27 protein-coding genes, 1 pseudogene and 1 riboswitch are annotated in these 26539 nt (G+C 70.7%); of the genes and pseudogenes, 11 read left to right on the top strand and 17 right to left on the bottom strand.

What is annotated here, in order from left to right:
• The first annotated feature begins 17 nt into the window (after window positions 1-17).
• Window positions 18-334: pseudogene (locus tag H6927_17080) on the top strand (hypothetical protein).
• Window positions 335-368: 34 nt separating this feature from the next.
• Here the strand turns inward: H6927_17080 and H6927_17075 are convergent.
• Window positions 369-572 (bottom strand): type II toxin-antitoxin system HicB family antitoxin, encoded by a 204-nt coding sequence (locus tag H6927_17075; GenBank protein ID MCP5219798.1) that lies wholly within the window; start codon window positions 570-572, stop codon window positions 369-371.
• Window positions 573-766: 194 nt separating this feature from the next.
• Here H6927_17075 and H6927_17070 point away from each other — a divergent pair, with 194 nt between their 5' ends.
• The 5 genes from H6927_17070 (at window position 767) to H6927_17050 (ending at window position 5950) form a co-directional block, all read left to right on the top strand.
• Entirely contained in the window at window positions 767-2074 is a 1308-nt protein-coding gene (locus H6927_17070) for a replication-associated recombination protein A (GenBank protein ID MCP5219797.1), read from the top strand.
• Window positions 2075-2304: 230 nt separating this feature from the next.
• Complete coding sequence (locus tag H6927_17065) at window positions 2305-3234, top strand: branched-chain amino acid ABC transporter permease (GenBank protein MCP5219796.1); 930 nt, start codon at window positions 2305-2307, stop codon at window positions 3232-3234.
• Between the two features lie 18 nt (window positions 3235-3252).
• Entirely contained in the window at window positions 3253-4440 is a 1188-nt protein-coding gene (locus H6927_17060) for an ABC transporter ATP-binding protein (GenBank protein ID MCP5219795.1), read from the top strand.
• A gap of 15 nt (window positions 4441-4455) precedes the next feature.
• On the top strand, window positions 4456-5232 hold the full coding sequence (locus H6927_17055) for an ABC transporter ATP-binding protein (GenBank protein ID MCP5219794.1): 777 nt from the start codon (window positions 4456-4458) through the stop codon (window positions 5230-5232).
• A 1-nt stretch (window position 5233) separates the two neighbouring features.
• Entirely contained in the window at window positions 5234-5950 is a 717-nt protein-coding gene (locus H6927_17050) for an ABC transporter ATP-binding protein (protein MCP5219793.1), read from the top strand.
• A 56-nt stretch (window positions 5951-6006) separates the two neighbouring features.
• Here the strand turns inward: H6927_17050 and H6927_17045 are convergent, their stop codons facing one another.
• The 9 genes from H6927_17045 to H6927_17005 all read right to left on the bottom strand — a co-directional run bounded on the left by H6927_17045 (window position 6007) and on the right by H6927_17005 (window position 14450).
• Window positions 6007-7191 carry an acetyl-CoA C-acyltransferase family protein gene (locus H6927_17045; protein ID MCP5219792.1) on the bottom strand — a complete coding sequence of 395 codons (1185 nt, stop codon included), beginning with the start codon at window positions 7189-7191 and terminating at the stop codon, window positions 6007-6009.
• 177 nt (window positions 7192-7368) lie between these two features.
• Complete coding sequence (locus H6927_17040) at window positions 7369-8139, bottom strand: SDR family NAD(P)-dependent oxidoreductase (GenBank protein MCP5219791.1); 771 nt, start codon at window positions 8137-8139, stop codon at window positions 7369-7371.
• 28 nt (window positions 8140-8167) lie between these two features.
• Window positions 8168-8779, bottom strand: a complete 612-nt coding sequence (locus H6927_17035) for a twin-arginine translocation pathway signal (protein MCP5219790.1) — start codon at window positions 8777-8779, stop codon at window positions 8168-8170.
• A gap of 325 nt (window positions 8780-9104) precedes the next feature.
• Window positions 9105-9785 carry an RluA family pseudouridine synthase gene (locus H6927_17030; GenBank protein MCP5219789.1) on the bottom strand — a complete coding sequence of 227 codons (681 nt, stop codon included), beginning with the start codon at window positions 9783-9785 and terminating at the stop codon, window positions 9105-9107.
• A 231-nt stretch (window positions 9786-10016) separates the two neighbouring features.
• A complete protein-coding gene (locus H6927_17025) occupies window positions 10017-11174 on the bottom strand; it encodes a hypothetical protein (protein MCP5219788.1) in 1158 nt (385 codons plus the stop codon).
• A gap of 120 nt (window positions 11175-11294) precedes the next feature.
• Window positions 11295-12587, bottom strand: coding sequence for a c-type cytochrome (locus tag H6927_17020; GenBank protein ID MCP5219787.1), 1293 nt, complete (start codon window positions 12585-12587; stop codon window positions 11295-11297).
• Window positions 12584-13294 (bottom strand): c-type cytochrome, encoded by a 711-nt coding sequence (locus tag H6927_17015; protein MCP5219786.1) that lies wholly within the window; start codon window positions 13292-13294, stop codon window positions 12584-12586. The genes H6927_17020 and H6927_17015 overlap by 4 nt, the downstream gene beginning before the upstream one ends.
• A 53-nt stretch (window positions 13295-13347) precedes the next feature.
• The gene (locus H6927_17010; GenBank protein ID MCP5219785.1) at window positions 13348-13935 is read right to left on the bottom strand and encodes an OmpA family protein; all 588 of its coding nucleotides are present in this window, start codon (window positions 13933-13935) and stop codon (window positions 13348-13350) included.
• Window positions 13935-14450: a FecR domain-containing protein gene (locus tag H6927_17005; protein ID MCP5219784.1), complete on the bottom strand. Its 516-nt coding sequence runs from the start codon at window positions 14448-14450 to the stop codon at window positions 13935-13937. The genes H6927_17010 and H6927_17005 overlap by 1 nt, the downstream gene beginning before the upstream one ends.
• Window positions 14451-14587: 137 nt before the next feature.
• Between H6927_17005 and H6927_17000 the strand changes: the two genes are divergently transcribed.
• The 3 genes from H6927_17000 to H6927_16990 all read left to right on the top strand — a co-directional run bounded on the left by H6927_17000 (window position 14588) and on the right by H6927_16990 (window position 17609).
• Window positions 14588-15589, top strand: a complete 1002-nt coding sequence (locus tag H6927_17000; GenBank protein ID MCP5219783.1) for a tRNA-dihydrouridine synthase — start codon at window positions 14588-14590, stop codon at window positions 15587-15589.
• 37 nt (window positions 15590-15626) lie between these two features.
• Window positions 15627-16601 carry a DUF808 domain-containing protein gene (locus H6927_16995; protein MCP5219782.1) on the top strand — a complete coding sequence of 325 codons (975 nt, stop codon included), beginning with the start codon at window positions 15627-15629 and terminating at the stop codon, window positions 16599-16601.
• 169 nt (window positions 16602-16770) lie between these two features.
• A riboswitch (FMN riboswitch) is annotated at window positions 16771-16927 on the top strand.
• Window positions 16928-17018: 91 nt separating this feature from the next.
• Window positions 17019-17609 (top strand): 6,7-dimethyl-8-ribityllumazine synthase, encoded by a 591-nt coding sequence (locus H6927_16990; protein ID MCP5219781.1) that lies wholly within the window; start codon window positions 17019-17021, stop codon window positions 17607-17609.
• Here the strand turns inward: H6927_16990 and H6927_16985 are convergent.
• The 4 genes from H6927_16985 to H6927_16970 all read right to left on the bottom strand — a co-directional run bounded on the left by H6927_16985 (window position 17599) and on the right by H6927_16970 (window position 21853).
• The gene (locus tag H6927_16985; GenBank protein MCP5219780.1) at window positions 17599-18441 is read right to left on the bottom strand and encodes a hypothetical protein; all 843 of its coding nucleotides are present in this window, start codon (window positions 18439-18441) and stop codon (window positions 17599-17601) included. The two genes, H6927_16990 and H6927_16985, sit on opposite strands and share 11 nt — an antisense overlap.
• Before the next feature lie 117 nt (window positions 18442-18558).
• A complete protein-coding gene (locus H6927_16980; GenBank protein MCP5219779.1) occupies window positions 18559-19302 on the bottom strand; it encodes a LuxR family transcriptional regulator in 744 nt (247 codons plus the stop codon).
• Window positions 19303-19384: 82 nt separating this feature from the next.
• Window positions 19385-20938, bottom strand: coding sequence for an acyl-CoA synthetase (locus tag H6927_16975; GenBank protein ID MCP5219778.1), 1554 nt, complete (start codon window positions 20936-20938; stop codon window positions 19385-19387).
• A gap of 27 nt (window positions 20939-20965) precedes the next feature.
• Window positions 20966-21853: an NUDIX hydrolase gene (locus tag H6927_16970; protein ID MCP5219777.1), complete on the bottom strand. Its 888-nt coding sequence runs from the start codon at window positions 21851-21853 to the stop codon at window positions 20966-20968.
• Between the two features lie 60 nt (window positions 21854-21913).
• Between H6927_16970 and H6927_16965 the strand changes: the two genes are divergently transcribed.
• Complete coding sequence (locus H6927_16965) at window positions 21914-22825, top strand: SDR family NAD(P)-dependent oxidoreductase (GenBank protein MCP5219776.1); 912 nt, start codon at window positions 21914-21916, stop codon at window positions 22823-22825.
• Window positions 22826-23074: 249 nt separating this feature from the next.
• A complete protein-coding gene (gene gshA, locus H6927_16960) occupies window positions 23075-24637 on the top strand; it encodes a glutamate--cysteine ligase (GenBank protein ID MCP5219775.1) in 1563 nt (520 codons plus the stop codon).
• 113 nt (window positions 24638-24750) lie between these two features.
• On the opposite strand, the gene lapB is transcribed toward gshA, so the two are convergent.
• From lapB to H6927_16945, 3 genes are read right to left on the bottom strand one after another with little or no spacing between them, the layout of a single operon-like run.
• Entirely contained in the window at window positions 24751-25911 is a 1161-nt protein-coding gene (gene lapB / locus H6927_16955; protein ID MCP5219774.1) for a lipopolysaccharide assembly protein LapB, read from the bottom strand.
• A complete protein-coding gene (locus H6927_16950) occupies window positions 25901-26191 on the bottom strand; it encodes a LapA family protein (GenBank protein ID MCP5219773.1) in 291 nt (96 codons plus the stop codon). The genes lapB and H6927_16950 overlap by 11 nt, the downstream gene beginning before the upstream one ends.
• 39 nt (window positions 26192-26230) lie before the next feature.
• Window positions 26231-26521: an integration host factor subunit beta gene (locus H6927_16945; protein ID MCP5219772.1), complete on the bottom strand. Its 291-nt coding sequence runs from the start codon at window positions 26519-26521 to the stop codon at window positions 26231-26233.
• Between the last annotated feature and the right edge of the window lie 18 nt (window positions 26522-26539).

The following is a 26539-nucleotide window of genomic DNA, read 5'->3' as shown; positions in this document are numbered from 1 at the left end:
CTCCTTGAACACAAAGAATGATGTGTCCACGGATTCGGGTCAACTCCAGTTCCATCCGTACCGAGCAGGCCTACGTGGATTGGGCGCGCCGCTTCATTCTGTTTCACGGCAAGCGCCATCCGCGCGAGATGGGGGCGCCCGCGTGCTGCGTCGCAAGGATCTGGACGCGGGGTTTGGCGCCGTCTGGCAACCTGGTGCGCTGACCGTCAAGTACGCGGCTGTCGTCACCGCCTGGGGCTGGCAGTACGTGTTTCCGAGCACGGTGCGTTTGGCGGACCCGCGCTCGGGGGCGCGGCGGTGCCACCCTCTGCTGGAGCCGTCGGTGCAGAAGGCGGCTTGGGCTCGGAAGCGGTGAGTCGGCCGAGCGTTCAGCCGGCCGGCTCCACGCCCTGCTGCCTGCAGTCGGCCAGATAGTCCTTGACGGCGTGCTCGAACTCGGTGCGAAGCCCAGCCACGGTTTGCCCGTGAAAGCTGATGATGCTGCGAATGCCCAGAATGCGGCCGACGAAGATGTCGTCACGCTCGTCGTATTCGACGCGGGCGGTGTAGCCCTTGAAGGTCATGGTGTTCATGGCAATATCCCCAGACGCTCCAGCAATTCGCGCGCTTCTTCAACCTGGTGGCGTTTGGCTTGTTTTCCAGGATGCGGCGTTCATTGGCATATGACGATAGCAAAAATTGATGGTCATGGAAGGTGCCTTCGGCAAGCTGACAGCAAGGCGCGCTCGCAGGCGTGCGCATGGGGCCGAAGCTGCGAGGGCGCGTTATGAAGGTTGTTGAGCCGTCGCCCACCCACACCCCCCTGGCCGAGCGCCTGCGCCCGCGCACGCTGGCCGAGGTGGTGGGCCAGCAGCACCTGCTGGGGCCGGGCATGCCGCTGCGCATCGCGTTCGAATCCGGCCGGCCGCACAGCTGCATCCTGTGGGGGCCGCCGGGCACGGGCAAGACCACCATCGCGCGGCTGATGGCCGATGCGTTCGACGCGCAGTTCATCGCCATCAGCGCGGTGCTGGGCGGGGTCAAGGACATTCGCGAGGCGGTGGCGCTGGCCGAGAGCGCGCGCGATGGCCTGCAGCGCCAGGCGACCATCGTGTTCGTGGACGAAGTGCACCGTTTCAACAAGAGCCAGCAGGACGCCTTCTTGCCGCACGTGGAGTCGGGCCTGTTCACCTTCATCGGCGCGACGACGGAGAATCCCTCGTTCGAGGTCAACTCGGCCCTGCTGTCGCGCGCCACGGTGTACGTGCTGCAGGCGCTGACCGAGGACGATTTGAAGCAAATCGTGGCCAAGGCCCAGGCGCAGCAAGCGCTGCCAGCTATCGAATCCGGAGCGCTCGAGCGTTTGATCGCCTACGCCGACGGTGATGCGCGGCGGCTGCTCAACACGCTGGAGACGGTGGCCGTCACCGCTGCGGCCGAGCAGCGGAGCGCGGTGGACGAGCCCTGGCTGCTGAAGGTGCTGGGCCAGCAGCTGCGCCGCTACGACAAGGGCGGCGAGCAGTTCTACGACACCATCAGCGCGCTGCACAAGTCGGTGCGCGGCAGCGACCCCGACGCCGCGCTGTACTGGCTGGTGCGCATGCTCGACGGCGGGGCCGAGCCGCGCTACCTGGCGCGGCGCCTGGTGCGCATGGCCAGCGAGGACATCGGCCTGGCCGACCCGCGCGCGCTGCGCCTGGCGCTGGACGCGGCCGAGGTGTACGAGCGCCTGGGCAGCCCCGAAGGCGAGCTGGCGCTGGCCGAATGCGTGGTGTATTTGGCCGTGGCGCCCAAGAGCAACGCGGTGTACAAGGCCTTCAACGCGGCGCGCGCCTTCGTCAAGCAGGACGTGACGCGCCCCGTGCCCATGCACCTGCGCAACGCGCCGACCAAGCTGATGAAGGAGCTGGACTACGGCAAGGGCTACCGCTACGCGCACGACGAGGAGGGCGGCTTCGCGGCGGGCGAACGCTACCTGCCCGAGGGCATGGCCGAGCCCGCTTTCTATCAGCCCGTGCCGCGCGGGCTGGAGATCAGGATCGGCGAAAAAATGGCCGAGCTGCGCCGCCGCAACCGCGATGCCGGCAAGCCCTGAGTCACCACGCGGGCAGTCAAAAAAGTTGTTTCAGTCAAGGGAAAACCCCGCCCTGAACAGGCCGGGCGGGCTGCACCGGCCCGATAAAATCGCGCCACTTTTTTGACCCGTACAACGGTTTGAGCGGGATTCATGTCCGATTGCCCGAGGCGCCCACAAGGCACCCGACGGCCATTGAGTGAACCACGGCGGCCTGGCGACAACGGGCCGTTCGACAGGAGACAAGCGTTATGGACATTCTGTTGCAGCAGATCATCAACGGGCTCGTGCTGGGAAGCATGTACGCCTTGATCGCGCTGGGCTACACGATGGTGTACGGCATCATCCAGCTCATCAACTTCGCCCACGGCGAAATCCTCATGGTGGGGGCGCTCACGGCCTGGAGCGTCATCGGCGGGCTGCAGGCCGCGGTGCCCGGCATGCCCACATGGATCATGCTGCTGCTGGCCACGCTGGCCGGCTGCCTGGCCTCCACCGTCGTCAACGTGCTGGTCGAGAAGCTGGCCTACCGGCCGCTGCGCAACGCGCCGCGCCTGGCGCCGCTGATCACCGCGCTGGGCGTGTCCATCCTGCTGCAGGCGCTGGCCATGATGATCTGGAAGCCCAACGTCAAGTCCTTCCCCTCCATGCTGCCGACCGACCCGTTCTTCATCGGCGAGGCGGTGATCACGCCCACGCAGATCATGATCCTGGTGGTCACCGTCGTCTCGCTGGCGGTGCTGACCTGGATCGTCAACTACACCAACCTCGGCCGCGCGATGCGCGCCACGGCCGAGAACCCGCGCGTGGCCGCGCTGATGGGCGTCAAGCCCGACTTCATCATCTCGGCCACCTTCGCCATCGGCGCCATCCTGGCGGCCATCGCCGGCGTGATGTACGCCTCCAACTACGGCACGGCGCAGCACTACATGGGCTTTCTGCCTGGCCTGAAGGCCTTCACCGCGGCCGTGTTCGGCGGCATCGGCAACCTGGCCGGCGCGGTGGTGGGCGGCGTGCTGCTGGGCCTGATCGAGGCCATCGGTTCGGGCTACCTGGGCACGCTCACGGGGGGCTTTCTGGGCAGCGACTACACCGACATCTTCGCCTTCATCGTGCTGATCTTCGTGCTGACGCTGCGGCCCTCGGGGCTGCTGGGTGAACGCGTCGCCGATCGCGCCTGAGCACAAGGGGTCATCACCATGGTGCAAAAAAACAAGTTCCTGGTCTTCCTGCTGTGCGCGGTGGCGCTGCTGCTGGTGCCGCTGGTGCTGCAGCAGTTCGGCAACGCGTGGGTGCGCATCGTCAACATCGCGCTGCTCTACACCATGCTGGCGCTGGGGCTGAACATCGTGGTCGGCTACGCCGGCCTGCTGGACCTGGGCTACGTCGCGTTCTTCGCCGTCGGCGCCTACCTATACGGGCTGCTGGCCTCGCCCCAGCTCAGCAGCAACTTCGAGTCGATCGCGGCGATGTTCCCCAACGGGCTGCACTTCTCGGTGTGGCTGGCCGTGCCGCTGGCGCTGGTGGTGGCGGCGGTGACGGGGGTGATCCTGGGCATCCCCGTGCTCAAGCTGCGCGGCGACTACCTGGCCATCGTGACGCTGGGCTTCGGCGAGATCATCCGCATCTTCATGAACAACCTGGACCACCCGGTCAACATCACCAACGGGCCCAAGGGCATCAACCAGATCGATCCGGTCCACTTCTTCGGCATCGACTTGTCCAAGCCGCTGCAGCTCGGGGGCTTCCAGGTGGCGTCGGTGTCCTTGTACTACTACCTGTTCCTGGTGGCGGTGATCATCACCGTGATCATTTGCCAGCGCCTGGAGGACTCGCGCATCGGCCGCGCCTGGATGGCGATTCGCGAGGACGACGTGGCCGCCAAGGCCATGGGCCTGAACGTGCGCAACCTCAAGCTGCTGGCGTTCGGCATGGGCGCCTCATTCGGTGGCGTGTCGGGCACGCTGTTCGCGGCGTTCCAGCAGTTCGTGTCGCCCGAATCGTTCAGCCTGATGGAGTCGGTGATGATCGTCGCCATGGTGGTGCTGGGCGGCCTGGGCCACCTGCCCGGCGTGGTGCTGGGCGCGCTGCTGCTGTCGGCGCTGCCCGAGGTGCTGCGCTACGTGGCCGGCCCGCTGCAGCAGATGACCGACGGGCGGCTGGACGCGGCCATCCTGCGCCAGCTGTTCATCGCGCTGGCGATGATCGTCATCATGCTGCTGCGCCCGCGCGGCCTGTGGCCCTCGCCCGAGCACGGCAAGGCCGACCCGGAGCCGGCCGACAGGATCACGCCCCTCAGCGCGCAGGAGAACCCGCCCGGCGTCGACTTTCCGGCCGATGCGGTGCCCGGCAACACCAAGCTGCGCCAGGACGCGGTCAATCCCTGAGCGAAAGACGCAGCCATGAGCAACAGCGACATCGTTTTGAACGTCCAGGGCGTGTCCAAGCGCTTCGGCGGCTTGCAGGCCCTGTCGGACGTGGGCATCACCATCCGGCGCGGCCAGGTCTACGGCCTGATCGGCCCCAACGGCGCGGGCAAGACCACCTTCTTCAACGTGTTGACCGGCCTGTACACGCCCGACACCGGCACGTTCGAGCTGGCCGGCCAGCCCTACAAGCCCACGGCGGTGCACCTGGTGGCCAAGGCGGGCATCGCGCGCACCTTCCAGAACATCCGGCTGTTCGCCGAGATGACCGCGCTGGAGAACGTGATGGTCGGGCGCCACGTGCGCACGCACTCGGGCCTGGTGGGCGCGGTGCTGCGCACCGCCAGCTTCAAGGCCGAGGAAGCCGCCATTCGCAAGCGCGCGCACGAGCTGCTGGAGTACGTGGGCATCGGCAAGTACGCGCACTTTCGCTCGCGCACCCTGTCGTACGGCGACCAGCGCCGGCTGGAGATCGCCCGCGCCCTGGCCACCGACCCGCAACTGATCGCGCTGGACGAGCCCGCCGCCGGCATGAACGCCACCGAGAAGCTCAACCTGCGCGAGCTGATCGACCGCATCCGCAAGGACAACCGCACCATCCTGCTGATCGAGCACGACGTGAAGCTGGTGATGGGCCTGTGCGACCGCGTGACCGTGCTGGACTACGGCAAGCCGATCGCCGAGGGCACGCCCGCCGAGGTGCAGAAGAACGAAACGGTGATCGAGGCCTATCTCGGCACCGGAGGACACTGAGATGGCACAAACGCTTTTGAAGGTTTCGGGCCTGAAGGTGGCCTACGGCGGCATCCAGGCCGTCAAGGGCACCGACTTCGAGGTGCGCGAGGGCGAGCTGGTGTCGCTGATCGGCTCCAACGGTGCCGGCAAGACGACGACCATGAAGGCCATCACCGGCTCGCTGCCGCTGGCCGGCGGCGACATCGAGTTTCTGGGCAAGTCCATCAAGGGCCAGGGCCCGTGGGACCTGGTCCGGCAGGGCCTGGTCATGGTGCCCGAGGGCCGCGGCGTGTTCACCCGCATGACCATCACCGAGAACCTGCTGATGGGCGCCTACATCCGCAGCGACAAGGCGGGCGTGGCGCGCGACTTCGAGAAGATCTTCACCATCTTCCCGCGCCTGCGCGAGCGCAAGGACCAGCTGGCCGGCACCATGTCGGGCGGCGAGCAGCAGATGCTGGCCATGGGCCGCGCGCTCATGAGCCAGCCCAAGCTGCTGCTGCTGGACGAGCCCTCCATGGGTCTGTCGCCCATCATGGTGGACAAGATCTTCGAGGTGGTGCGCGACGTGTATGGCCAGGGCGTGACCATCCTGCTGGTCGAGCAAAACGCCAGCCGCGCGCTGGCGCTGGCCGACCGCGGCTACGTGATGGAGTCGGGCCTGATCTCGATGAGCGGAAGCGGTAAAGACCTGCTGGCCGATCCGAAGGTGCGGGCGGCTTATCTGGGCGAGTGATCGCGCCGACAAAAAAGCCGGTCGCGTGCGACCGGCTTTTTGCTGCCCGGGTGTTTTTACATGCGCTCGAATATGGCCGCGATGCCCTGGCCGCCGCCGATGCACATGGTCACCAGCGCGTATTTGCCCTGGATGCGCTGTAGCTCATACACCGCCTTGACGGTGAGCAGCGCGCCGGTGGCGCCGATGGGGTGGCCCAGCGAGATGCCCGAGCCGTTGGGGTTGACCTTGGCCGGGTCGGCCCCCAGGCCTTTCGTCACGGCGCAGGCCTGGGCGGCAAAGGCCTCGTTGGCTTCGATGACGTCGATCTGATCCAGCTTGAGGCCGGTGCGCGCCAGCACGGCCTTGGTGGCCGGCACCGGGCCGATGCCCATGATCTTGGGGTCGACCCCGGCGTGGGCGTAGCCCACCAGGCGCGCCAGCGGCTTGGCCCCGCGCGCCTTAGCGGCGCCCGCTTCCATCAGCAGCACGGCGGCGGCGGCGTCGTTGATGCCGCTGGCGTTGGCGGCGGTGACGGTGCCGTTTTCCTTGACGAACACGGGCTTCATCTTCTGGAAGTCCTCCAGCTTGGCGCCGGCGCGGAAGTGCTCGTCCTGCGCGAAGGCGACCTCGCCCTTGCGGCTCTTGATCATGATGGGCAGGATCTGGCCGGCGAAGCGGCCCTCGGCCCAGGCGCGCTCGGCGCGCTGGTGGCTTTCCAGCGCCAGCGCGTCCTGCTGCTCGCGCGTGATGCCGAACTCCTTGGCCACGTTCTCGGCCGTCACGCCCATGTGGATGGTGTGGAAGGGGTCGTGCAGGGCGCCGACCATCATGTCGATCAGCTTGGCGTCGCCCATGCGCGCGCCGAAGCGGGTGGCCGGACTGATGTAGGGGGCGCGGCTCATGTTCTCGGCGCCGCCGCCGATGGCGACGTCGCAGTCGCCCAGCAGGATGGCCTGGCTGGCGCTGACGATGGCCTGCAGGCCCGAGCCGCACAGGCGGTTGACGTTCATGGCCGGCGTTTCCTTGGGGCAGCCGCCGTTGATGGCCGCCACGCGCGAGATGTACATGTCGCGCGGCTCGGTGTTGACGACGTGGCCGAACACCACGTGGCCCACGTCCTTGCCCTCGATGCCGGAGCGGGCGATGGCCTCCTTGACCACGGCGGCGGCCAGGTCGACGGTGGGGATGTCCTTCAGGCTGCCGCCAAAGGTTCCGATGGCGGTGCGCACACCGCTGGTGACGACGACTTCACGGCTCATGATGCGAGACTCCTGGGTTGTGGATGATGGAAAAATTCGGCTGCGAGGTCTGCAGTATGCCGTGAACCGGGCGGTTTGTTGCGTTGCAGCATGGCCGGATGGAGGGTTGCACACCACCCGGCCTTGCCGCCGAACCCGATGCCCTCCGTCATCGCGGGGAGCGAGGCGGCGTGGCGTTTAGGCCGGATCGCGCACGTCGGCCACCGGGTTGTGGCCGAAGTCGGGGCGCTGCAGGTAGGCCAGCACGCGCCGGGCGGCGGCTTCGGGGGAGGCCAGCTGGCCCGCGGTCTTGAGTTGCTCGAAGTTGGCGCGGTCGGGAAAGGCCGCGGCGTCGGCGCCGCGCAGATGCACCTGCATGTCGGTGTCGATCACGCCCGGCGCCAGCGAGCACACGCGCGCGCCGTTGGGCTGGCCGGCTTCGTCCAGCGCCACGCAGCGGGTGAACAAATCCAGCCCGGCCTTGGCCGCGCAGTAGGCGGCCTGCGAGGCCATGGGGCGGCGCCCCAGGCCCGAGGAGATGTTGAGCACGCGCCGCTGGCCGCGCCAGGCGCGCGTGGCGTCCAGGAAGGCGGCCGTGAGCAGCATGGGCGCCTCCAGCCCCACGCGCAGGGCGCCCTGGGTGCCTTCGTCGGGCGCGTCGCGCAGCGGGACGATGGCGGGGATGGCGCCGGCGTTGTTGATCAGCGTGACCTGCTCGATGGCGTCGCTGTCCTGGCCGGCCAGCCATTGGCGCAGGCGCGCGCTGGTGGCCGCGGCGTCGGCCAGGTCGACCGGCCATTGCGTGAGGCTGGCGCCGGCGGCCTGGGCCTGCGCCGCCAGCGCGGCGCTGGGGTGGCGCGCCAGGGTGAGCAGCGCGTGGCCGTCGGCCAGCAGCTGCTGCGCCATGGCCAGGCCCATGCCGCGCGAGGCGCCGGTGAGGATGGTGAGGCGGGAGGAGGTGGGGTTCATCCCGCCAATCTACCGCATCGGCGCCGGCTCAAAGCTTGATCGGGCTGATCTTGGCGCCCGTGAGCGACACGCCGACCTCGATGCCGACGTTGTTCATCACGAAGCTGACCACCGGCTGCTTGGCGGTCTCGGAGTCGACCGAGCCGTTGGCGCCGACCTTGCCGATGGCCACCGTGGCGTCGGCGCCGGCGGTCCAGCCCTTGCTGGCCTGGAACTTGGCCAGGGCCTCGCGCGTGCTGAAGATGTAGACCACTGCCTTGGACTGCCCGCCCACCTGCCAGCCGAGCGAGGCGCCGGTGGTGCTGTAGTAGGCCGCCGTATGGCCGCCCACGCGCAGCGCGCCGCGGCCGTGCTCGGCGCCGACGATCAGGGCGCCGCCGATCACCTCCGGGAACACCAGCACGCCGGCGGCGTGTTGCACCATCTCGCGCGAGCCCGGCGCGACGGTGTACAGGCGCTGGAGCGTGGCGTTGACCGCCGCGTCGAGCTTGGCGGCCGTGCTGAAGCTGCTGCTGGATGCCGGCGGCGGCGCATTGTCGAGCGTGGTGGTGCAGCCGGCCAGGCCGGCGGCGCCCAGGGCCAGGGCCAGCACCAGGCTGGTGGAGCGTGGCCGCGCGGGGCCGGAGAGCGTGCGTTTCATGAAAACTCCTCGTTGATGGACACGACCCAGCCACTGTAGGCGATTCGGCCGTCGCATGCCAGCGGCGGGCCGGCAGGCGTCAGAAGGTGTGAATGAATCCGGCGTGCCCGAGCAGACCGCTCAAACGCGGCCGATCAAGGCTGAGTGCCGCGGCTCCAATGGCGCCTGTGCGCCATTGGACGGCACGAAGAAGGCCAGCCTCAGGCTGGCCTGCGCCCTGCAAGGGCAAAGCGCAGACGTAGCTCGGGTTACGGAGAGCATTTGCAACGCCGAGCGGATGCGTTTGGGCGGGATGAGCGGGCATGGCGGGTTCGTTCATATCTTCTCAGAACGGCGGTGGCCGCTGCAGCACCAGTTCGGGGCCGCCCAGGGGGTGCGCCAGCCGCAGCGCGCGGGCGTGCAGCATCAGCCGCGCGGCGCTGTCGGGCGGGCCGTACAGGGTGTCGCCGACGATGGGGTGGCCGATGGCCTGCAGGTGCACGCGCAGCTGGTGCGAGCGGCCGGTGACGGGCTCCAGCGCCAGCCGGGTGGTGTCGCGGGCGGCATCGCGCCGCAGCACCCGCCAGCGCGTGCGGCTGGGCTTGCCGTGCGCGGCGTCGACGATGCTGCGCGGGCGCCGCGGCCAGTCCAGGCGCAGCGGCAGCTCGATCAGGCCCCAGCCGTCGGCGGCCTCGGCGTCGGGCAGCTGGCCGTGCACCAGGGCTTCGTAGCGCTTGTGCACGCGGCGCTCGGCAAAGGCCTGGCTCAGGGCGCGCTGCACGGCCGCGCCGCGGGCCAGCAGCATCAGGCCGCTGGTGGCCTGGTCGAGCCGGTGCACGACGAGCGCATCGGGCCAGCGCCGCTGCGCGCGTGCGCTCAGGCAGTCGGCCTTGTCGGCGCCGCGGCCGGGCACCGCCAGCAGGCCGGCGGGCTTGTCCAGCACCAGCAGGGCGGCGTCCTCGTGCACCAGCCATTCGTCGTCGAATGGGCCGATAGCCCCCGCTGGATCAGCGTAACTAGCTATCATTATGGTAGTCAATAACGCATCGAGCCCAAAGAGCCCTATGGCCGCGGAGCAGGCCCGGTCAGCGATCGCCGTGGCCGGGGTTTCCCCGATCACTGGCGATGCCCCCTTCGAGGGGGCTGAGGTCTGCGGCTCCAGACCTGCCTGCGCAGGTCTGGACAGACCGAAGGGCCGCAGCGTCTGGCGGCAAGCACCGGGCGAAGCGGAACGCAGTCCGCGTAGCCTGGGGGTGGTTCACAGCACCCGGCACAGCTCGAACACCAGGGCCGGCCCCAGGGCCTGGTTCAGCGCCGCGGCCGAGACGTGGCCGGTGGATTCGGCGCCGACGGTGGAGGCGTGAAAGTCGGCGATGCCGGCCTGGTCCTGGATCTCGATGAAGGCCGTGGGCGTGCCGGCGCTTTCCAGCAGCTGCGCGCGCAGCACGCCGACGTCGCGCGGCGCGACGCTGGCGTCGTACACCACGGCGTCGGGCAGGCGCTGCAGGGCCTGCTGGCGCGCCTGGTGCGTGTCCTCGGCGCTGTCCATGATCAGGCCGTAGCCGGCCAGCGCCTGCAGGCACTGGGCGCGCCGCTGCGCGTTGTTGGAGACGATGAGCACGCGGCAGCCCGCGATGCCGGCCGACACGCTGGAGGGCTCGACCTGCTCCTCGGCGGCGCGGCCGATCTGCTCGGGCGTGGCCGCCGGCAGGCTGACGCTGATGCGCACGTGCTGCTCCTTCAGGTCCAGCTCGGTCTGCGCGTCCAGCGCGCGCGCCAGCTGGTGCCACAGCACCCAGCGCACGCCGCGCCAGACGGCCGCCGGCGCGGTGGCGGGCGCGCGGTGCGAGATCACCTGCAGGCGCGGCCGGCCGGTGCTTTGCGAGGACTCCACGCTGATGGCGATGTCGGCGCCCAGCTGGCCCACCCACAGCAGCAGCTCGTCGATGAGCTGGTACAGCAGGCTGGAGTCGGCGTACACCAGCGCCGCCGAAAAGCCCTTGCGCACGCCGATGCGCCGGCGGCGCAGCCAGTCGCTGCGGGCGGTGAGCGCGGCGTGCGCGACGTCGGCCAGGTTGAGCACCTCGCGCCGCTGTGGCGGCGGGTCCTCGCACAGGCGCAGCACGTGCTGCGCGGCCATGCCGGCCTGGCGGGCGCGCTCCACCGCGTCCTGGATCGGCGCCAGGCTGCGCACCAGGCCGGGCTCCAGCCGGTTCAGGCGCGTGAGCTGCTCGTTGGCGGTGTTCAGCGAGGTGGCCACTTCCTCGCCCAGCTGGCGCACCATGTCCTGCCAGGACGGCCCCTGGGGGTCGGCGTCGGGGGCGTGGGCGGCGGCCGGCGATCCGGGCGCGAGCCGGTCCGTCTCCTGCGGAGCGGCGGTGCGGTTCTGCGCGTTGGAAAACCAGATCAAACCCATCGGAGACTCCCTCGTGCGGTTTTGCTGGCTGGCCGGGGTTGTTGGGGGTGAGCGTGCCTTGTATGGCCGCAAAGTATAGGCGGCCTGCGTGGCCGGGTGCCGGGATCGCCGACGGATGAATCAGTGCTTCGGCGTGGGCGCGTTGCGCTGGCGCAGGCCGTGCACCTCGAGCGCGCTGAGCTCGCTGGCCGAGTTGCCCCAGGCCGTGCGCACGTAGCTCAGCACGGCGGCGATCTCGGCGTCGCCGAGCGTGAGCACGAAGGGCGGCATGCCGAAGGGCCGCGGGTAGCCGGCGGTGGCGGCGTTGAAGCCACCGTACAGCACGTGCTGCAGCAGGTTGTCGGCTGGCGCCATGGTGACGGCGCGGTTGCCCGCCAGCGGCGGATAGGCCAGGCCGCCCATGCCCTGGCCCTGCGCGCCGTGGCATTGGGCGCAGTGCTTGTCGTACAGCCTGGCGCCGGCCAGGGCCAGCGGGCTGGGTGTGTGCGGCGCGGGCGCGGCCGGCGCGGTGGCCTGCGGCAGGGCCTTCAGATAGGTCGCCATGGCGGCGGCATCCTCGTCGCTCAGGTACTGGGTGCCGTGCCGCACCACCTCGGCCATGGGGCCGCTGGCGCGGCCGTGTTCGGTGACGCCGGTTTGCAGCAGGCGGGCGATGTCGGCCGTTGGCCAGTCGGCCAGGCCGGCCTCGCGCGCGTCGTGCAGCGAGGGCGCGTACCAGCCCTGCCCGCCCAGCAGGCTGCCGCGCATCTGGCGCCAGTCGGCGCCGCCCAGCGCGTCGCGCGTGGCGTGGCAGGCCGAGCAGTGCGCCACGCCGCGCACCAGGTAGGCGCCCCGGTTCCAGCGCGCGTCCTGCGCCGGCTCGGGCTGCCAGCTGCCGGGCCGGAAGTACAGCGCGCGCCACACCGCCAGCGCGGCCTGCGTGCCGTAGGGCCAGCGCAGCGCGTTGGGCGGGGTGGGCGCGGGGCTGGGGGGCAACTGGCGGAACCAGGCGTACAGCGCGTCGGAGTCGGCGCGCGTGAGCAGGGTGGTGTGCGTGTAAGGAAACACCGGCACCAGCAGGCGGCCGTCGGCCGCGCGGCCGTGGTGCAGGGCGCGCCAGAACGCCGCCGCCGACCAGCGGCCGATGCCGTGCGCGGGGTCGGGCGTGAGGTTGCTGGTGAAGACGGTGCCGAAGTCGGTGGCGATCGGCCGCCCGCCGGCGCCGGTGGCGCCGCCGCGCGCGGTGTGGCAGGCCAGGCAGTTGCCCACGCGCGCCAGGTAGGCGCCGCGCTGCAGCTGGGCCTGCGCGTCGGTCACCGGGATCGGTGGCTGCTCGAGGTCGACGCCGTCGTTGAAGTTGATCTGCCACAGCGCCGCCAGCGCCAGCAGCAGCACGGCCGCGGCAGCGGCCAGGATGCGGGTCAGGCGTTTCACCGGGCGGCCTCTGACGGCAGGGGGGCGCTGCCGCAGCGCAGGTCGGGCGCGGGCGGGCGGTCTTGCGCGGGCGCCGGCGCCGGGTGGGCCTGCGCGGGCACGGGCTGGCTGGCCAGCCAGCTGACGACGGCGTGGGCGTCGGCATCGCTCAGGCGGCGCACCACCTCGGCCATGCAGTCGGGCGCGTGGGCCTGGCGCTGGCCGGTTTTCCAGCCGCCCAGCTGTGCCGTCAGGTAGTCGGCCGGCAGGCCCAGCAGGGCCGGAAAGCGCGGCTGCACGCCCATCAGCGCCTGGCCATGGCAGGCGGCGCAGGCCGGCAGGCGCCGGGCGGCGTCGCCCTGCAGGGCCAGTGTGCGCCCGCGCTGCAGCACGGCGGCGGCCGGCGGCCGGGCCGGCGCGGCGGGGGGCGGGTAGGGCACGTCCAGCGCGGCGAAGTGCCGGGCGATGTCTATCAGGTAGGCGTCGCTCAGCACGTCCACCATGTGGATCATCAGCCCGTACTGGCGCCGGCCGTCGCGAAAGTTGAGCAGCTGGTTGTACAGGTAGCCGGCGGGCTTGCCGGCCAGGCGCGGGTAGTAGCCGTCGGGGCCGGCGCGGCCCTGCTCGCCGTGGCAGGCGGTGCAGGCCATGGTGCGCTGGGCCATGGTGTCTTCGAAGGGGGGCGCTGCCTGCAGCGCGGCGCTTGCCAGCGCGCTGGCGGCCAGCATCACCAAGGTGCGCAAGAGGGCCGGCCGGGGCAGCAGGCGGCCGCGCCCAGCCCTCATCGCACGATGACCTCGCTGCGCCGGTTGCGCGGCTCGGCCACTTCGTCGGGGGTGTCGACGGCGGGTTCGCGCTCGCCCCGGCCCACGGCCATGATGCGGTTGGGGTCGAAGCCGTCGGCGATGATGCGCTCGCGAATGGCGCGCGCGCGCTGCAGCGACAGCGCGTCGTTGCTCTCCATCGAGCCGACGCGGTCGGTATGGCCGGTGACCACGATTTCGCCGCCGGGCCGCGCCCGTGCCTGTGCCAGCACGGCCTCCAGGTTGGCCCGGGACTGCGCGGTCAGCTCGGTGCCGCCGGTTTCGAAATACAGGGTGAAGTCCTGCGCCGACGCCGGCTGCACGGCCAGCAGCGGCCCGTGGCGGGATTTGACCTGCTCGGCGTCGAGCTGCTTCAGGGCGATGGCGCCGCTGCCTTGCACCGCGGCCTCGGCGTAGCCATGGTCCAGGCGTTGGCTGGTGGTGGGGGTGGTCACTTCCACCGCGCCGGTGCCGCGTGCCTGGGGCAGCAGCACGACGCGCGTGGCGGGCGCGGCGCAGCCGGCGCACAGCAGGGCGATCAGGCTGAGGATGCTGGCGGCGCGCATCAGTTCTGCTCCACGATGAAATCGGTGCCACGCACCCCGATCACGGTGGTGGGAGTGGTCACCTTGACCTGTTCGGGCCGCAGCTTGGCGATCAGGCCCGTGACCAGGCGCAGGCTGCCCTTGGCCAGGGCGATCAGCACGTTGCCCTCCTGCGTGGTGGGGTCGAAGTCGAACTGCGCCAGGTCGACGGAGCTGTCGGGGCCGAGTGACAGCACCGTGCCGTCGAGCAGGGTCAGCGCGGCGGCGCTCTTCGGGCCGCTGAGCACGCGGTCGCCGACCCAGATCGGATCGCCCTCCGCAGCCGGGCTGTGGGTGCCTTCGTGCACCCGCGTGACCGTGCCCCGCACGGTCTTGAACGTGCCCTGCCGGCCGTCGCCGGCGGTGTAGGCGGGCGCGCTGGCCGATGCCGCGGGCGCCGCCGCACCGCGCGGTGGCGCGGGTTGTGCCAGCGCCGCGCCGGCCAGCAGCGCCAGCGCAGCCATCGTGCCCAGCGCCGGTTTGGAAAAACCGCTCATCATGCGACCCCCTTCGATGTTCGTTGCGCCAGCGCGGCCGTCGGCAGCGCGGGCAAAAGGTCGATGGTAGCCCACGCGAAGCTTGCAGCGACAATCCGGGCGTGACCGCAAACCCGCCGACCTTGATTCTTGCGCCCATGGAGGGCCTGCTCGACCACGGCCTGCGCACCGTGCTCACAAGGGTGGCTGGCGTGGACCGCTGCGTGTCCGAGTTCATCCGCGTGACCGACCAGCTGCTGCCGCTGCGCAGCTTCACGCGCGTCGTGCCCGAGCTGTTGCGCGGCAGCCGCACGCTGTCGGGGGTGCCGGTGCGTCCGCAGCTGCTGGGCAGCGACCCGGTGTGCCTGGCCGAGAACGCGGCGCGCCTGGCCGAGCTGCGGCCGGCCGGCATCGACCTGAACTTCGGCTGCCCCGCCAAGACGGTGAACCGCCACCGCGGCGGCGTGGTGCTGATGGACGAGCCCGAGCTGATGCACGCCATCGTGGCCGCCGTGCGCCGCGCGGTGCCGGCCGCGGTGCCGGTGTCGGCCAAGATGCGCCTGGGCATCGACGACGACCGGCGCGCGCTGGAGTGCGCCCAGGCGCTGGAGGCCGGCGGCGCCAGCGAGCTGGCCGTGCACGCGCGCACCAAGGCGCAGGGCTACCGGCCGCCGGCGTACTGGGAGTCGATTGCCGCCGTGCGGCAGCAGGTGCGCCTGCCCGTGGTCGCCAACGGCGACATCTGGACGGTGGATGACGCCCTGCGCTGCCGCGCGGTCACGGGCTGCGGCGCGCTGATGCTGGGCCGCGGCCTGGTGCGCCGGCCGGCGCTGGGGCGCGCCATTCGCCGGCACGACGCCGGCCAGGCGGGCGCCGTGGCGGGGCTGGACCCGGCCGTCGCCGCGCTGCCCTGGCCGCGGGTCGTGCCGCTGCTGGCCGAGTTCTGGCAGGACGTGTGCGGCCGCGTCGAGCGCCGCCATCGCGCCGGGCGCCTGAAGCAGTGGCTGAACCACCTGCGGCACGCCTACCCCGAGGCCCAGCAGGCCTTCGACGCGCTGCGCCCGAGCAACGAGCCCGAGGCCATCTCGGCCTGGTTGCTGCAAAATCAAGAGCTGACTGAGCTTGCTGCATGCGGGCCAGAGGCCGAAACCGTCGCATAAACCAAAATCCGCGCGCAATCCAGGAAAGGAACTCTCCATGGCATCCAGCCTGCTGGCCCTGCTCGACGACATCGCCACCGTGCTGGACGACGTTGCCGCCATGACCAAGATCTCGGCCCAAAAGGCCGCCGCCATGACCGACGACGTGGCGGCCCTGACCAAGCTGTCGGCGAACAAGACCGCCGGCGTGCTGGGCGACGACCTGGCGCTGAATGCCCAGCAGGTCAGCGGCGTGGCGGCCAGCCGCGAGATCCCGGTGGTGTGGGCGGTGGCCAAGGGCTCGCTCGTCAACAAGGCCATCCTGGTGCCGGCCGCGCTGCTGGTCAGCGCCTTCGCGCCCTGGGCGGTCACGCCGCTCCTGATGGTGGGCGGCGCCTATCTGTGCTTCGAGGGGTTCGAGAAACTGGCGCACAAGCTGCTGCACCCCAAGGCCGAGGACGACGCGCACGCCGCCGAGCTGGAGGCGGCGCTGGCCGACCCCGCCGTCGACCTGGCGGCGCTGGAAAAAGACAAGATCAAGGGTGCCGTGCGCACCGACTTCATCCTGTCGGCCGAGATCATCGCCATCACCCTGGGCACGGTGGCGCAGGCCGGCTTCTGGACGCAGGTGGCGGTGCTGGTGGGCATCGCCCTCGTCATGACGGCGGGGGTCTACGGCCTGGTGGGCGGCATCGTCAAGCTGGACGATGCGGGCCTGTGGCTGAGCCGGCGCGCCAGCGCCGCCGCGCAAGGCCTGGGCCGCGCCATCCTGGCGCTGGCGCCGTGGCTGATGAAGGGCCTGTCGGTGGCCGGCACGGCGGCGATGTTTCTGGTGGGCGGCGGCATCATCGTCCATGGCGTGCCGGCCTTGCACCACCTGCTGGACGACTGGACCCGCGGCCTGGCGGCGCTGGCCGCCTCGCTCGTCACCCTGGGCTTCAACGCCGTGACGGGCGTCGTCGTGGGCGCGCTCGCGATGGGGGTGGTCAGCTTGGTGGGCAAGCTGCGACCCAAGGCTGCAGCGGCGTCATGATTTTGAACATTTTCGGCCTGTGGCCGGCATACAGCAAGCGCAATTAGCTATCAATAAAATAGTCATCGAAGTCGGCCTTGTCGCCTGCGCGGCATGGCGGGGCCACCGCCGAGGCTAAGATGGCGGCGCGCGGCAGCCTGTGGGGCGTCAAGCTTTCGGCAGTGCCGCGCAGCGTTCTCAGGGCGGGGTGGAAGTCCCCACCGGCGGTATCGGGCCTGCGGCCCGGAGCCCGCGAGCGCCCGTGCCTTCGGCCTGAAGGCGCGGGGTCAGCAGACCCGGTGCGATGCCGGGGCCGACGGTCACAGTCCGGATGAAAGAGAGCGCGACGGCGTGCGGCTGGCGCGTGGGGCAACCTGCGTGCGGCTGCGCGTTCGCCGTGCGCCCTGATTCTGGCAACCCACTCGACTGGAGCTCACCATGAATCAGCCCACCCCATCCCAAACCCCCGCGCGGCCGGCCGGCGCGCCGCCGCGCATCGCCTTCGTGCAGGCCAGCTGGCACACCGACATCGTGCGCCAGGGCCACGCCGGCTTCGTGGCCGAATGCGCGCGCCTGTGGCCGGGCGCGCCACCGGACGTGGCGGTGCATCCGGTGCCGGGCGCGTTCGAGGTTCCGCTGCTGGCCCAGCGCCTGGCGCGCCTGGGCGCGGTGGATGCCATCGTCGCCTGCGCGCTGGTGGTCGATGGCGGCATCTACCGCCACGAATTCGTCGCCCGTGCGGTGATCGACGCCCTGATGCGCGTGCAGCTGGACGAGGGCGTGCCGGTGTTCTCGGTGGTGCTGACGCCCAAGGACTTTCACGAGCACGAGACGCACCGCGCCTTTTTCAGCCAGCACTTCGTGGCCAAGGGGGCCGAGGCCGCGCGCGCCTGCGCGCAGACGCTGGCGGCGCATGCGGCGCTGGATCGGGGTCAGGCGGTCGAGACGATTCGGTCGGCCGATATCCGACCCCGACATCTGTCCGCCGGGGGCTCCACTCCGGGAGCTTGCGCAGCGCTTACTGCTTGACGTAGCACGCGCCCGACGGAATGGACAGATCGGCATAACCTTCCACGTCAGCCGCTGTCGGCAGCACGCTCGGGTTTGCGTCGCCGATCAGGCAAAGCACGGTTTCGCCCTTCTTGGCCAGGATGACGTAGGCCTGCCCCGTGGGGTATGTCCACAGCCCCCAGTTGGCTGCGAGGGTGGCCGTCGCGGCGGAGCGCGAGAACGTCACGCTGCCCGTCGGTGTGGGGACACCCAGGGGCGAGCCACTGCCCGAACAGTTGGTGGCCGCGTAGACCATGAGATCGCGCTCGAGCGACACGCTGTCGGTGCCCGTCTGCGCCACGCGCAGGAGTTGCCGGTTGCCCTTGCCATTGGCCACCACGCACAGACTTTGCACCCAGGTGCCCGCCACGCCGGCCGCGCCTTGGGTCGGGCCCGTGGGTGTCGGGGTTGGCGTGGGCGTCGGCGTTGGCGTGGAACCGGTGACGCAGGTGACCGAGACGTTGCTTACGTCCGCGCTCACGTTGCCGCTGCCGTTGCTGACACCGCACGTCTGTCCCGCGGGCTGCGTCTTCACCGTCACCGCGTACGCCGCGCCCGCTGCGAGACGGCTGGGGAAATTGAAGGTGCCGTTGCTGGTGATGGTCAGATCATCGCCACCATTGTTCTGCAGGACCAGCTGTTTGCCCGAATCCAGCGCCGACACCACGCCGCCGATCTTGTAGGTGGCTGCGCCCGTGTCGCTGCCTCCGTCGCCGCCGCAAGCACTCAACAAGGCAGCGGCGCAGACAGCGGCGATGGTCAGGTCGACGTTGCGTGACCGGTGAGCGCCAATGAATATGGATCGAGACATGGTTTCCTCCAGGTTTTGATGGCTGTTCGCGCGGCGATCCGGCACGCGCGGCAGCTATTGGAGCGAAAACCCGGGCGGCAGAAAACTGGCAGATCTGACAGGGTGCGACGGCTGCTTCTACAGCTTGATCCACCCCAGCGCCAGTGCCTTGACGATCGCATGCTGGCGGCTGTGGCAGCCCAGCTTGCTCATGGCATGGCCCAGGTGGAAGTTGACGGTGCGCTCGGTGATGTGCAGCACCTGACCGATCTCCCAGGACGTCTTGCCTGCCGCCGCCCATTGCAGGCAGTCCTGCTCACGCCGCGTCAGGCGCGGCACATCCTTTTTTGGCGAGGCAGGCTGTGCCACCAGGCGCAGAAACGCTTCGTTGGCATAGGCGCCCAGTGCCGGCATCAGGGGCTGCGCATGCTGCAGCACATCGCGCGTCGCGCGTTGCGGCACGCGGCGCAGACCCGCGCACATCACGGTCAAGCGGCCATCCGCGTTGTGCGTGGGCGTGAAGATGCCGGCGCTGGCGCCGAAGTCCTGTTCCTCACGCGCCATGCGCATGGCTTCGGGGGTGGCGTAGCGGGTGCCGGCATGCCAATGAAAGGGCACGGTGCTGCGCAGGCAGTGCGCGATGCGCGGATCGAATTCGTAGTAACGCCGGCGCGCGTAGTGCGCGTTCCAGGGGTCGGAAATGGTGGTGGAGGCGTCCAGCCTGGGCGCGGTGGACTGCGCTCCACTTCGGTTTTGCAGGCCGAGGACCACGCTGTCAAACCCTGCTTGCCGGCAAGTCTGCGTGAGCAGGTGGGTCAGCTCCGGCACCGATGAAACGGTGAGGAAGCGCTCCAAGGTGGCAAACCAACGATTGATCGTCATGAGGTTGCAACAGCGGGATCGGACCCGCGCGGGAAAATGGGAGTCGGATGAAAAGTTCCCCTGCGCGGGGCGCCCCGGCTTCTCAATCCAGGGCCAGGGTCTTTCGCAATTCCCGCTTCAACAGCTTCCCGCTCGGGTTCTTGGGCAACGCCTTGACGAACACCACGCGCTTGGGGCTCTTGAAAGCTGCCATGTGGGCGTTGCAGTGGTCGATGACCGTGCGCTCGCTCAGATCCTGGTCCTGCTTGACGACGATCACCGCCGTCACGGCCTCCACCCACTTGGGGTCGGGCAGGCCGATGACGGCCACCTCGCTCACCTGCGGCAGGCGGTAGATCATCTCCTCCACCTCGCGGCTGGCGACGTTTTCGCCGCCGGACTTGATCATGTCCTTCTTGCGGTCGACCACGGTGATGTAGCCCTCGTCGTCGATGATGCCCAGGTCGCCCGAGTGGAACCAGCCGCCCTCGAACGCGGCCCTGGTGCGCTCGTCGTCGTGGAAGTAGCCCTGCATCAGGTGCGGCGAGCGGTGCACGATTTCGCCCACCTCGCCCACGGCCACGTCGCGCATGGCGTCGTCGACCACGCGCGTCTCGACGTTGAGGGCGGCACGGCCGGCCGAGCCGGGCTTGCGCAGCTGGTCGTCGGGGCCCAGCAGGGTGGCCAGCGGCGCGATCTCGGTCTGGCCGTACAGGTTCCACAGGCGCAGATGGGGCAGGCGGCGGCTGATTTCCTTCATCACCTCCACCGGCATGATCGAGGCGCCGTAGTAGCCCTTGGCCAGCCGGCTCAGGTCGGTCTGGTCGAACAGCGGCGAGCGCAGCAGCGCGATCCACACCGTGGGCGGCGCGAAGAAGCTGGTGATGCCGCGGTCGGCCATCATCGGCAGCAGGTTGTCGGGCGTGGGCGCGGCGGTGATGTGGTTCTCGGCGCCGATGTAGAGGGACGGGCCGAAGAACACGTCCAGCTGCGCGCAGTGGTACAGCGGCAGGGCGTGCAGGACGACGTCGCCGGCGGCGACTTCGGCGTCGATGCAGCAGCTGACGTACTGCCACAGCACGGCGTCGTGCGTCAGCATGGCGCCCTTGGGCGAGCTTTCGGTGCCGCTGGTGTAGACGATCTGCAGCAGGTCGGTGCTTTGCAGCGGCGTGTCGGGCAGCGGCGCGGTGCAGGCGGCCAGCTCGTGAAAGCTGGCCATGCCGGGCGCGGCGTCGCTCGGGGCCTCGGACGGCAGCCAGACGAAGTCCCTGACCTGCGTGTCCAGCGCCGCGGCGGCGCGCGCCAGCTCGGCCAGGCCGCTGTCGGTGGCCAGCATGCGGGCGCCGGCGTGGCGCAGGATGAAGGCCACCTCGTCGGCCTTGAGCATGAAGTTGATTGGCACCAGCACGGCGCCCAGGCGCGCCAGCGCAAAGCGCAGCGCGGCAAAGCCATGCGAGTTGCGCGCCAGCACGGCCACGCGGTCGCCGTACGCGATGCCGCGCCCGGCCAGCCCTGCTGCCAGGCGGGTGACCAGGGCGTCGAACTCGGCGTAGGTCCAGCGTGTGTCGCCGCAACGCACGGCCAGTTTGTGGGGCACGCGCTGCGCGCTGCGGCGCAACAGGTCGCCCAGGGTTTGACGGCGGGTGATGGGGTTCATGCGCAGGGTCTCCTCTTGGTGTTCGGTTCAGTCGAGCCAGGGGCCGAAGCCCTCGGGCGGTTGAAAGCGCCCGTCGCGCCACAGCAGGCGCGTGGGGTGCGCCAGCACGGGGCCGGCGACCGGGTATTGCGGGTCGCCCGGATAGCACATCATGCGCTCGGCGCCATGCTGCAGGGTGTGCGGCTCCACCAGCGGCGGCGGGCGCGTGCGGGCGTCGGCCAGGGCGGCGGCCACGCTGCCGTAGGACGACAGGTGCAGCAGGCTGAGGATCTGCGGCGGCGCCATGTCGATGCGGCCCTCGCGGTACTCGGCCAGCGCCGCGCGCGGGGTGAGCCAGCGCGCCTCGGTCACCTCGTGGTCGTCCTGCTGGGCCTCCTGCGCGTCGGGCACGGCGGCCAGGAAAAAGCGGGTGTCGAAGCGCCGGTTCATCATCGCCGGGCGGCGCGGCGTGATCCAGCGCGACCAGGGCGCCAGCGCGTGGGTGTCCAGCTGCCAGTCGTGCTGCGCCAGCAGCGTGGCAAAGGGCGTGCCGGCGCGGACGGCGGCCAGGGCCTGCTGGCGCGTGGCCGGCTCCAGCGGCTGGCCGGCGCGCGTGGCCAGCAGCACGCCCGATTCCTCGAACGCCTCGCGCAGCGCCGCCACGAACAGGCCGGCGGCCATGTCCGGGGGCAGCGCCGCCTCGCCCAGGGCCGCATGCAGCGCGGCGGCCGGCGCGTCCAGCCGCGCCTGGGTGGCGGGCGACGAGTCGCCGCGCTCGAGCTTGCCGCCCGGAAACACGTAGGCGCCGCCCAGCACGGCGGACTGGGTGTGGCGGCGCAGCAGCAGCGCCTGCGGGCCGGCCGCGCTGTCGCGCAGCAGCACCACGCTGGCGGCGTCGCGGGGCGGGGTGTCGATGGGGGTGTCGCGCAGGGGCATGGGGTGGCGCGTCGGCGCGGGTAAAGTCGGGATTCCCATTTTGACAAGGAATGCACGACGATGAGCTCAATCGATTTCACGGGCCGTGTCGCCATCGTGACGGGCGCCGGCGGCGGCCTGGGTCGCCTGCACGCGCTGGGGCTGGCCCAGCGCGGCGCCAAGGTGCTGGTCAACGACCTGGGCGGCGCGGTGGACGGCAGCGGCGGCTCGGCCACGGCGGCGCAGAAGGTGGTGGACGAGATCAAGGCGCTGGGCGGCCAGGCCATCGCCAATGGCGCTTCCGTCACCGACTTCGCCGCCGTGCAGGCCATGGTGCAGCAGGCCATGGACGCCTGGGGCCGCGTCGACGTGCTGGTCAACAACGCCGGCATCCTGCGCGACAAGACCTTCGCCAAGATGGAGCTGGCCGACTTTCGCCTGGTGCTGGACGTGCACCTGATGGGCGCCGTGCACACCACCAAGGCCGTGTGGCCCATCATGCAGGCGCAGAAGTACGGGCGCATCCTGATGACCACCTCGTCCACCGGGCTGTACGGCAACTTCGGCCAAAGCAACTACGGCGCGGCCAAGCTGGCGCTGGTGGGCCTGATGCAGACGCTGGCGCTGGAAGGCGACAAGCACGGCATCCACGTCAACTGCCTGGCGCCCACGGCCGCCACGCGCATGACCGAGAAACTGTTTCCGCCCGACATGCTGGACGCCTTCAAGCCCGAGGCGGTGGTGCCGGCCATGCTGGTGGCGGTGAGCGAGCAGGCGCCCACGCGCGCCATCTTCTGCGCCGGCGCGGGCACCTACGAGATGGCCAACGTCACGCTCTCGCGCGGCCTGCACCTGGGCCTGACGCCCGACACGCCCGAGCGCCTGCTGGCGGCGCTGGCGCAGGTGGGCGACCTGGCGGGCCTGAGCGTGCCGGGCAGCGGCGCGGGGCAGGGTGAAAACGAGATGCGCCAGGCCCTGGCGGCGCGGCGCTGAGGTCGCGGTTTCGTGGCGCTGGCCGGGCAAGCACCCGGGCCAGCGCGGGATTGGCGGCCTGTGTTACCGTGCTCGCCCCGCGAAAGCGTGAATGAGGTTCCCGGCCCGGACGCCTGAAGTCCCGGGCATGCCGGGTCTTGCCATGCCGCCGCGCAACCCCAAGTGGCGGCTGTGCCGGGCCCCCTGGCCTGGCGGCAGGCGCGGGCGCCTGGGCCCCATTCCCCTTTCGGATTCACCAAGGACAAGACGATGAACAAGCTGAGGGACCGGCTGGCAGCGCTGTCGGCCGAGCGGCTGCAGGGCATCGGTCGAGGCATCGAGAAGGAAAGCCTGCGCGCGCGGCCCGACGGCACGCTGGCCCTGACGCCGCACCCGGCCGCGCTGGGCGCGCCGCTCACGCACCCGCACATCACCACCGACTACAGCGAATCGCTGATCGAGCTGGTCACCGGCGTGCACCGCGACGCGGCGGCCTGCCTGAACGAGCTGACCGAGATCCACCAGGTGGTGGCCCACGAGATGGCGGCCATCGGCGACGAAAGCCTGTGGGTGGCCAGCATGCCCTGCCGCCTGCCGACCGACGAGAACATTCCGCTGGGGGTGTACGGCACCTCCAACGTCGGGCGCGCCAAGAGCGTGTACCGCATGGGGCTGGGGCACCGCTACGGGCGGCGCATGCAGACCATTGCCGGCATCCACTACAACTGGTCGCTGCCGGGCCTGGGCAACGACGACTACTTCGGCCTGATCCGCAACTTCCGGCGCAACGCCTTCCTGCTGCTGGTGCTGTTCGGCGCTTCGCCGGTGCTGGATGCGCCCTTCGTCGCCGGGCGCGACCACGGCCTGCAGCCGCTGGGCGAGGCCAGCATGTACCTGCCGCACGCCACCTCGCTGCGCATGGGGCGGCTGGGCTACCAGAGCGACGCGCAGGCCTCGCTGAACGTCAGCTACAACTGCCTGGACAGCTACGCCAATTCGCTGGAGGCGGCGCTGACCCAGCCCTATCCGGCCTACGAGGCGATCGGCATCCGCAACCTGGGCGGCGAGTACAACCAGCTGGCCACCACGCTGCTGCAGATCGAGAACGAGTTCTACGGCACCATCCGGCCCAAGCGCGTGATCCGCTCGGGCGAGCGCCCGCTGCACGCGCTGCGCGAGCGCGGGGTGGAATACGTCGAGGTGCGGCTGATGGACCTGGACCCGTTCGAGACCGTGGGCATCCACACCGACACCGCGCGCTTTCTCGACCTCTTCCTGCTGCACTGCCTGCTGACCGACAGCCCGCCCGACACGCCGCAGGAGATCGCCGCGCTCAAGCGCAACCAGCACCTGACGGCCGCGCGTGGGCGCGAGCCGGGCCTGCAGCTCGAGCGCGCGGGCCAGGCGGTGCGCCTGGCCGACTGGGCCGGGGAGCTGCTGGCGCAGCTGGCGCCCATCGCGCAGGCCATGGACCGGGTGGGTGGCGCCACGCGCTACGCCGCCGCGCTGGCGCGGGCGCAGGGCGCGTTCAAGGCCTTCGACGACCTGCCCTCGGCGCGCGTGCTGCGCCGCGTGCGCGAGCAGCACCAGGGCAGCTACATCGACTTCGTGCGCGCCTGCGCGCAGCGCTCGCGCGCCGAGCTGCTGGCGCGGCCCTGTCCGGCGGCGCTCAAGCAGCGCTTCGACGCGCTGGCGACCGAGTCCTGGACCGAGCAAAAGCGCATCGAGGCGAGCGACCGCATGGACTTCGAGACCTTCCGCCGCCAGTACGTCTCGCCCGAGCGCCTGGCGCCTGGCGCGCAGGCCAACATGGACAGCGAAGCGGCCATCTGACGGCACCCGTCACGGCGCGCCGCGATACGACGAATTTGAACGAAATCTGGATTTAGCCCGCATGGAACATGCCCGATAAGCTATCGTTATCGTAGTATTCTGGCGCCGCGGGCTCACAGCTCCTCGATGCGCAGCGGCGGAAAACTCTCCCAGGCCAGGCAGCCCGGGCATTGCCAGAAGTAGCCCTGGGTCTCGAAACCGCAGGCCGCGCAGCGGTAGCGCGCCAGCGGGCGGGCGGCGTGCTCGACCGAGCGCTGCACCGTGGCGTGCGCGCCGTCCTGCGCGAAGGGCTCGTGGGCCAGCCAGCGCGAGGCGGCGATCAGCGAGGGCTCCTGCGCCATGTGGCGCACATAGCCTTCGCGCGCCTGCCCGATCGGGGCGCCGCGCGCCACCTCGGCCTGCACCAGCGCGTCGGCCACGTCCACCGACGGGGCCAGGGCGTAGCCGCGGCCGAGCTGCTCGACAACCTCGGGCAGGCGCCCGGCCAGGCGGGCCAGGCGCACCCATTCGCTGGCGATCAGCGGCACGGCCTGCGGGGCGTGCTCGGCCACCTGCACCAGCTGCTCGTAGGCGCCGACGGCGTCGCCGGCGTCGGCCAGCATGCCGGCCAGCTGGATGCGCGGGCGGGCCGCCTGGGGCGCGCCGGCGATGGCCTCGGCGAGCAGCTGGCGCGCGGTGGCGGCGTCGCCCTTCTTGTGCAGCGCCTGCGCCGCCTGCTCGCACTGGTAGTGCGCCAGCCGGGCGCTGAAGTCGCCGTGCCCGGCCTGCTGCAGGCGCCGCGCGACGTCGGCTGCCTGCGGCCAGCTGCGCGAGCGCTCGTGCAGGCTCAGCAGCGTCAGCCAGGCCTGCTCCTGGTAGCGGGTGCCCTCGAGCTTGTGCAGCGCGGCCTCGGCGCGGTCGAGCAGGCCGGCCTTGAGAAAGTCCTGCGCCAGCGCGTGCTGCGCGCGCTCGTGGTCGCCCTTGCTCAGGTCGGCGCGCGCCAGCAGGTGCTCGTGCACGCGCACCGCGCGCTCGGTCTCGCCGCGGCGGCGAAACAGGTTGCCCAGGGCGAAGTGCAGCTCGGAGGTGTCGGGGTCCTTCTGCACCGCCTCGATGAAGGCGTCGATGGCCTGGTCCTGCTGCTCGTTGAGCAGGTAGTTCAGGCCGCGGAAGTAGGCCTTGGGCGCCTGGCGGTCCTCGATGCGCAGCTGGCGCAGGTCCAGCCGCGAAGCCAGCCAGCCGAGCGCGAAGACGATCGGCAGGCCCAGCAGGATCCAGGTGAAGTCAAATTCCATCGGGTGGCGCCATGGGGGCTTGGCCGGCCGGGGCCGATGATGTGGGAGCGGCAGGCGGCGTGGGCGCGGCGGGTGTGCGCCGTGCCCACCAGCCGGGCAGCATGCCCAGCACGCCCACCACCATGCCCAGGGCAAAGGCGGCCAGCACGATCAGGGTCACGGGGGCGCGCCACTGGTGCCCGAACGCCAGGTGCACCGTGGCGTCCTGCTGGTTGTTGAGCGCGAACGCGAACAGGGCAAAAAAAACGGCTGCCTTCAGTATCCACTTCAGCAGCCGGATGAGTCCGGTCATGGATTCCCCTTGCGGAATCCGCGAATTTTAGCGGCTGGGGGGCGCTTCGATCGCCTGGCGCAGGGCCTTGCCGGGCTTGAAGTGCGGCACGCGGCGCTCGGGGATGGGCACGCTCTGGCCGGTGCGCGGGTTGCGCCCCATGCGCGGCGGCCGGTGCGTGACCGAGAAGCTGCCGAAGCCGCGGATTTCGATGCGATGGCCGCGCACCAGCGAGTCGCCCATGGCCTCCAGGATGGCCTTGACGGCGCTGTCGGCGTCGCGCTGGGTCAGTTGGCCGAAGCGCTCGGCCAGTTGCTCGACGAGGTCGGAACGGGTCATGGTCGGATCGGTGGTGAA

This window comes from Burkholderiaceae bacterium (assembly GCA_024235995.1).
GTDB lineage: Bacteria > Pseudomonadota > Gammaproteobacteria > Burkholderiales > Burkholderiaceae_C > Ottowia.
This window is presented reverse-complemented; position numbering and strand designations above follow the sequence as displayed.

Excerpts from the sequence above, each read along its gene's own strand:
- H6927_17075 (MCP5219798.1), bottom strand. The coding sequence starts at position 572 with ATGAACACCATGACCTTCAAGGGCTACACCGCCCGCGTCGAATACGAC.
- H6927_17070 (MCP5219797.1), top strand. The coding sequence starts at position 767 with ATGAAGGTTGTTGAGCCGTCGCCCACCCACACCCCCCTGGCCGAGCGC.
- H6927_17065 (MCP5219796.1), top strand. The coding sequence starts at position 2,305 with ATGGACATTCTGTTGCAGCAGATCATCAACGGGCTCGTGCTGGGAAGC.
- H6927_17060 (MCP5219795.1), top strand. The coding sequence starts at position 3,253 with ATGGTGCAAAAAAACAAGTTCCTGGTCTTCCTGCTGTGCGCGGTGGCG.
- H6927_17055 (MCP5219794.1), top strand. The coding sequence starts at position 4,456 with ATGAGCAACAGCGACATCGTTTTGAACGTCCAGGGCGTGTCCAAGCGC.
- H6927_17050 (MCP5219793.1), top strand. The coding sequence starts at position 5,234 with ATGGCACAAACGCTTTTGAAGGTTTCGGGCCTGAAGGTGGCCTACGGC.
- H6927_17045 (MCP5219792.1), bottom strand. The coding sequence starts at position 7,191 with ATGAGCCGTGAAGTCGTCGTCACCAGCGGTGTGCGCACCGCCATCGGA.
- H6927_17040 (MCP5219791.1), bottom strand. The coding sequence starts at position 8,139 with ATGAACCCCACCTCCTCCCGCCTCACCATCCTCACCGGCGCCTCGCGC.
- H6927_17035 (MCP5219790.1), bottom strand. The coding sequence starts at position 8,779 with ATGAAACGCACGCTCTCCGGCCCCGCGCGGCCACGCTCCACCAGCCTG.
- H6927_17030 (MCP5219789.1), bottom strand. The coding sequence starts at position 9,785 with ATGATAGCTAGTTACGCTGATCCAGCGGGGGCTATCGGCCCATTCGAC.
- H6927_17025 (MCP5219788.1), bottom strand. The coding sequence starts at position 11,174 with ATGGGTTTGATCTGGTTTTCCAACGCGCAGAACCGCACCGCCGCTCCG.
- H6927_17015 (MCP5219786.1), bottom strand. The coding sequence starts at position 13,294 with ATGCTGGCCGCCAGCGCGCTGGCAAGCGCCGCGCTGCAGGCAGCGCCC.
- H6927_17010 (MCP5219785.1), bottom strand. The coding sequence starts at position 13,935 with ATGCGCGCCGCCAGCATCCTCAGCCTGATCGCCCTGCTGTGCGCCGGC.
- H6927_17005 (MCP5219784.1), bottom strand. The coding sequence starts at position 14,450 with ATGAGCGGTTTTTCCAAACCGGCGCTGGGCACGATGGCTGCGCTGGCG.
- H6927_17000 (MCP5219783.1), top strand. The coding sequence starts at position 14,588 with ATGGAGGGCCTGCTCGACCACGGCCTGCGCACCGTGCTCACAAGGGTG.
- H6927_16995 (MCP5219782.1), top strand. The coding sequence starts at position 15,627 with ATGGCATCCAGCCTGCTGGCCCTGCTCGACGACATCGCCACCGTGCTG.
- H6927_16990 (MCP5219781.1), top strand. The coding sequence starts at position 17,019 with ATGAATCAGCCCACCCCATCCCAAACCCCCGCGCGGCCGGCCGGCGCG.
- H6927_16985 (MCP5219780.1), bottom strand. The coding sequence starts at position 18,441 with ATGTCTCGATCCATATTCATTGGCGCTCACCGGTCACGCAACGTCGAC.
- H6927_16980 (MCP5219779.1), bottom strand. The coding sequence starts at position 19,302 with ATGACGATCAATCGTTGGTTTGCCACCTTGGAGCGCTTCCTCACCGTT.
- H6927_16975 (MCP5219778.1), bottom strand. The coding sequence starts at position 20,938 with ATGAACCCCATCACCCGCCGTCAAACCCTGGGCGACCTGTTGCGCCGC.
- H6927_16970 (MCP5219777.1), bottom strand. The coding sequence starts at position 21,853 with ATGCCCCTGCGCGACACCCCCATCGACACCCCGCCCCGCGACGCCGCC.
- H6927_16965 (MCP5219776.1), top strand. The coding sequence starts at position 21,914 with ATGAGCTCAATCGATTTCACGGGCCGTGTCGCCATCGTGACGGGCGCC.
- gshA (MCP5219775.1), top strand. The coding sequence starts at position 23,075 with ATGAACAAGCTGAGGGACCGGCTGGCAGCGCTGTCGGCCGAGCGGCTG.
- lapB (MCP5219774.1), bottom strand. The coding sequence starts at position 25,911 with ATGGAATTTGACTTCACCTGGATCCTGCTGGGCCTGCCGATCGTCTTC.
- H6927_16945 (MCP5219772.1), bottom strand. The coding sequence starts at position 26,521 with ATGACCCGTTCCGACCTCGTCGAGCAACTGGCCGAGCGCTTCGGCCAA.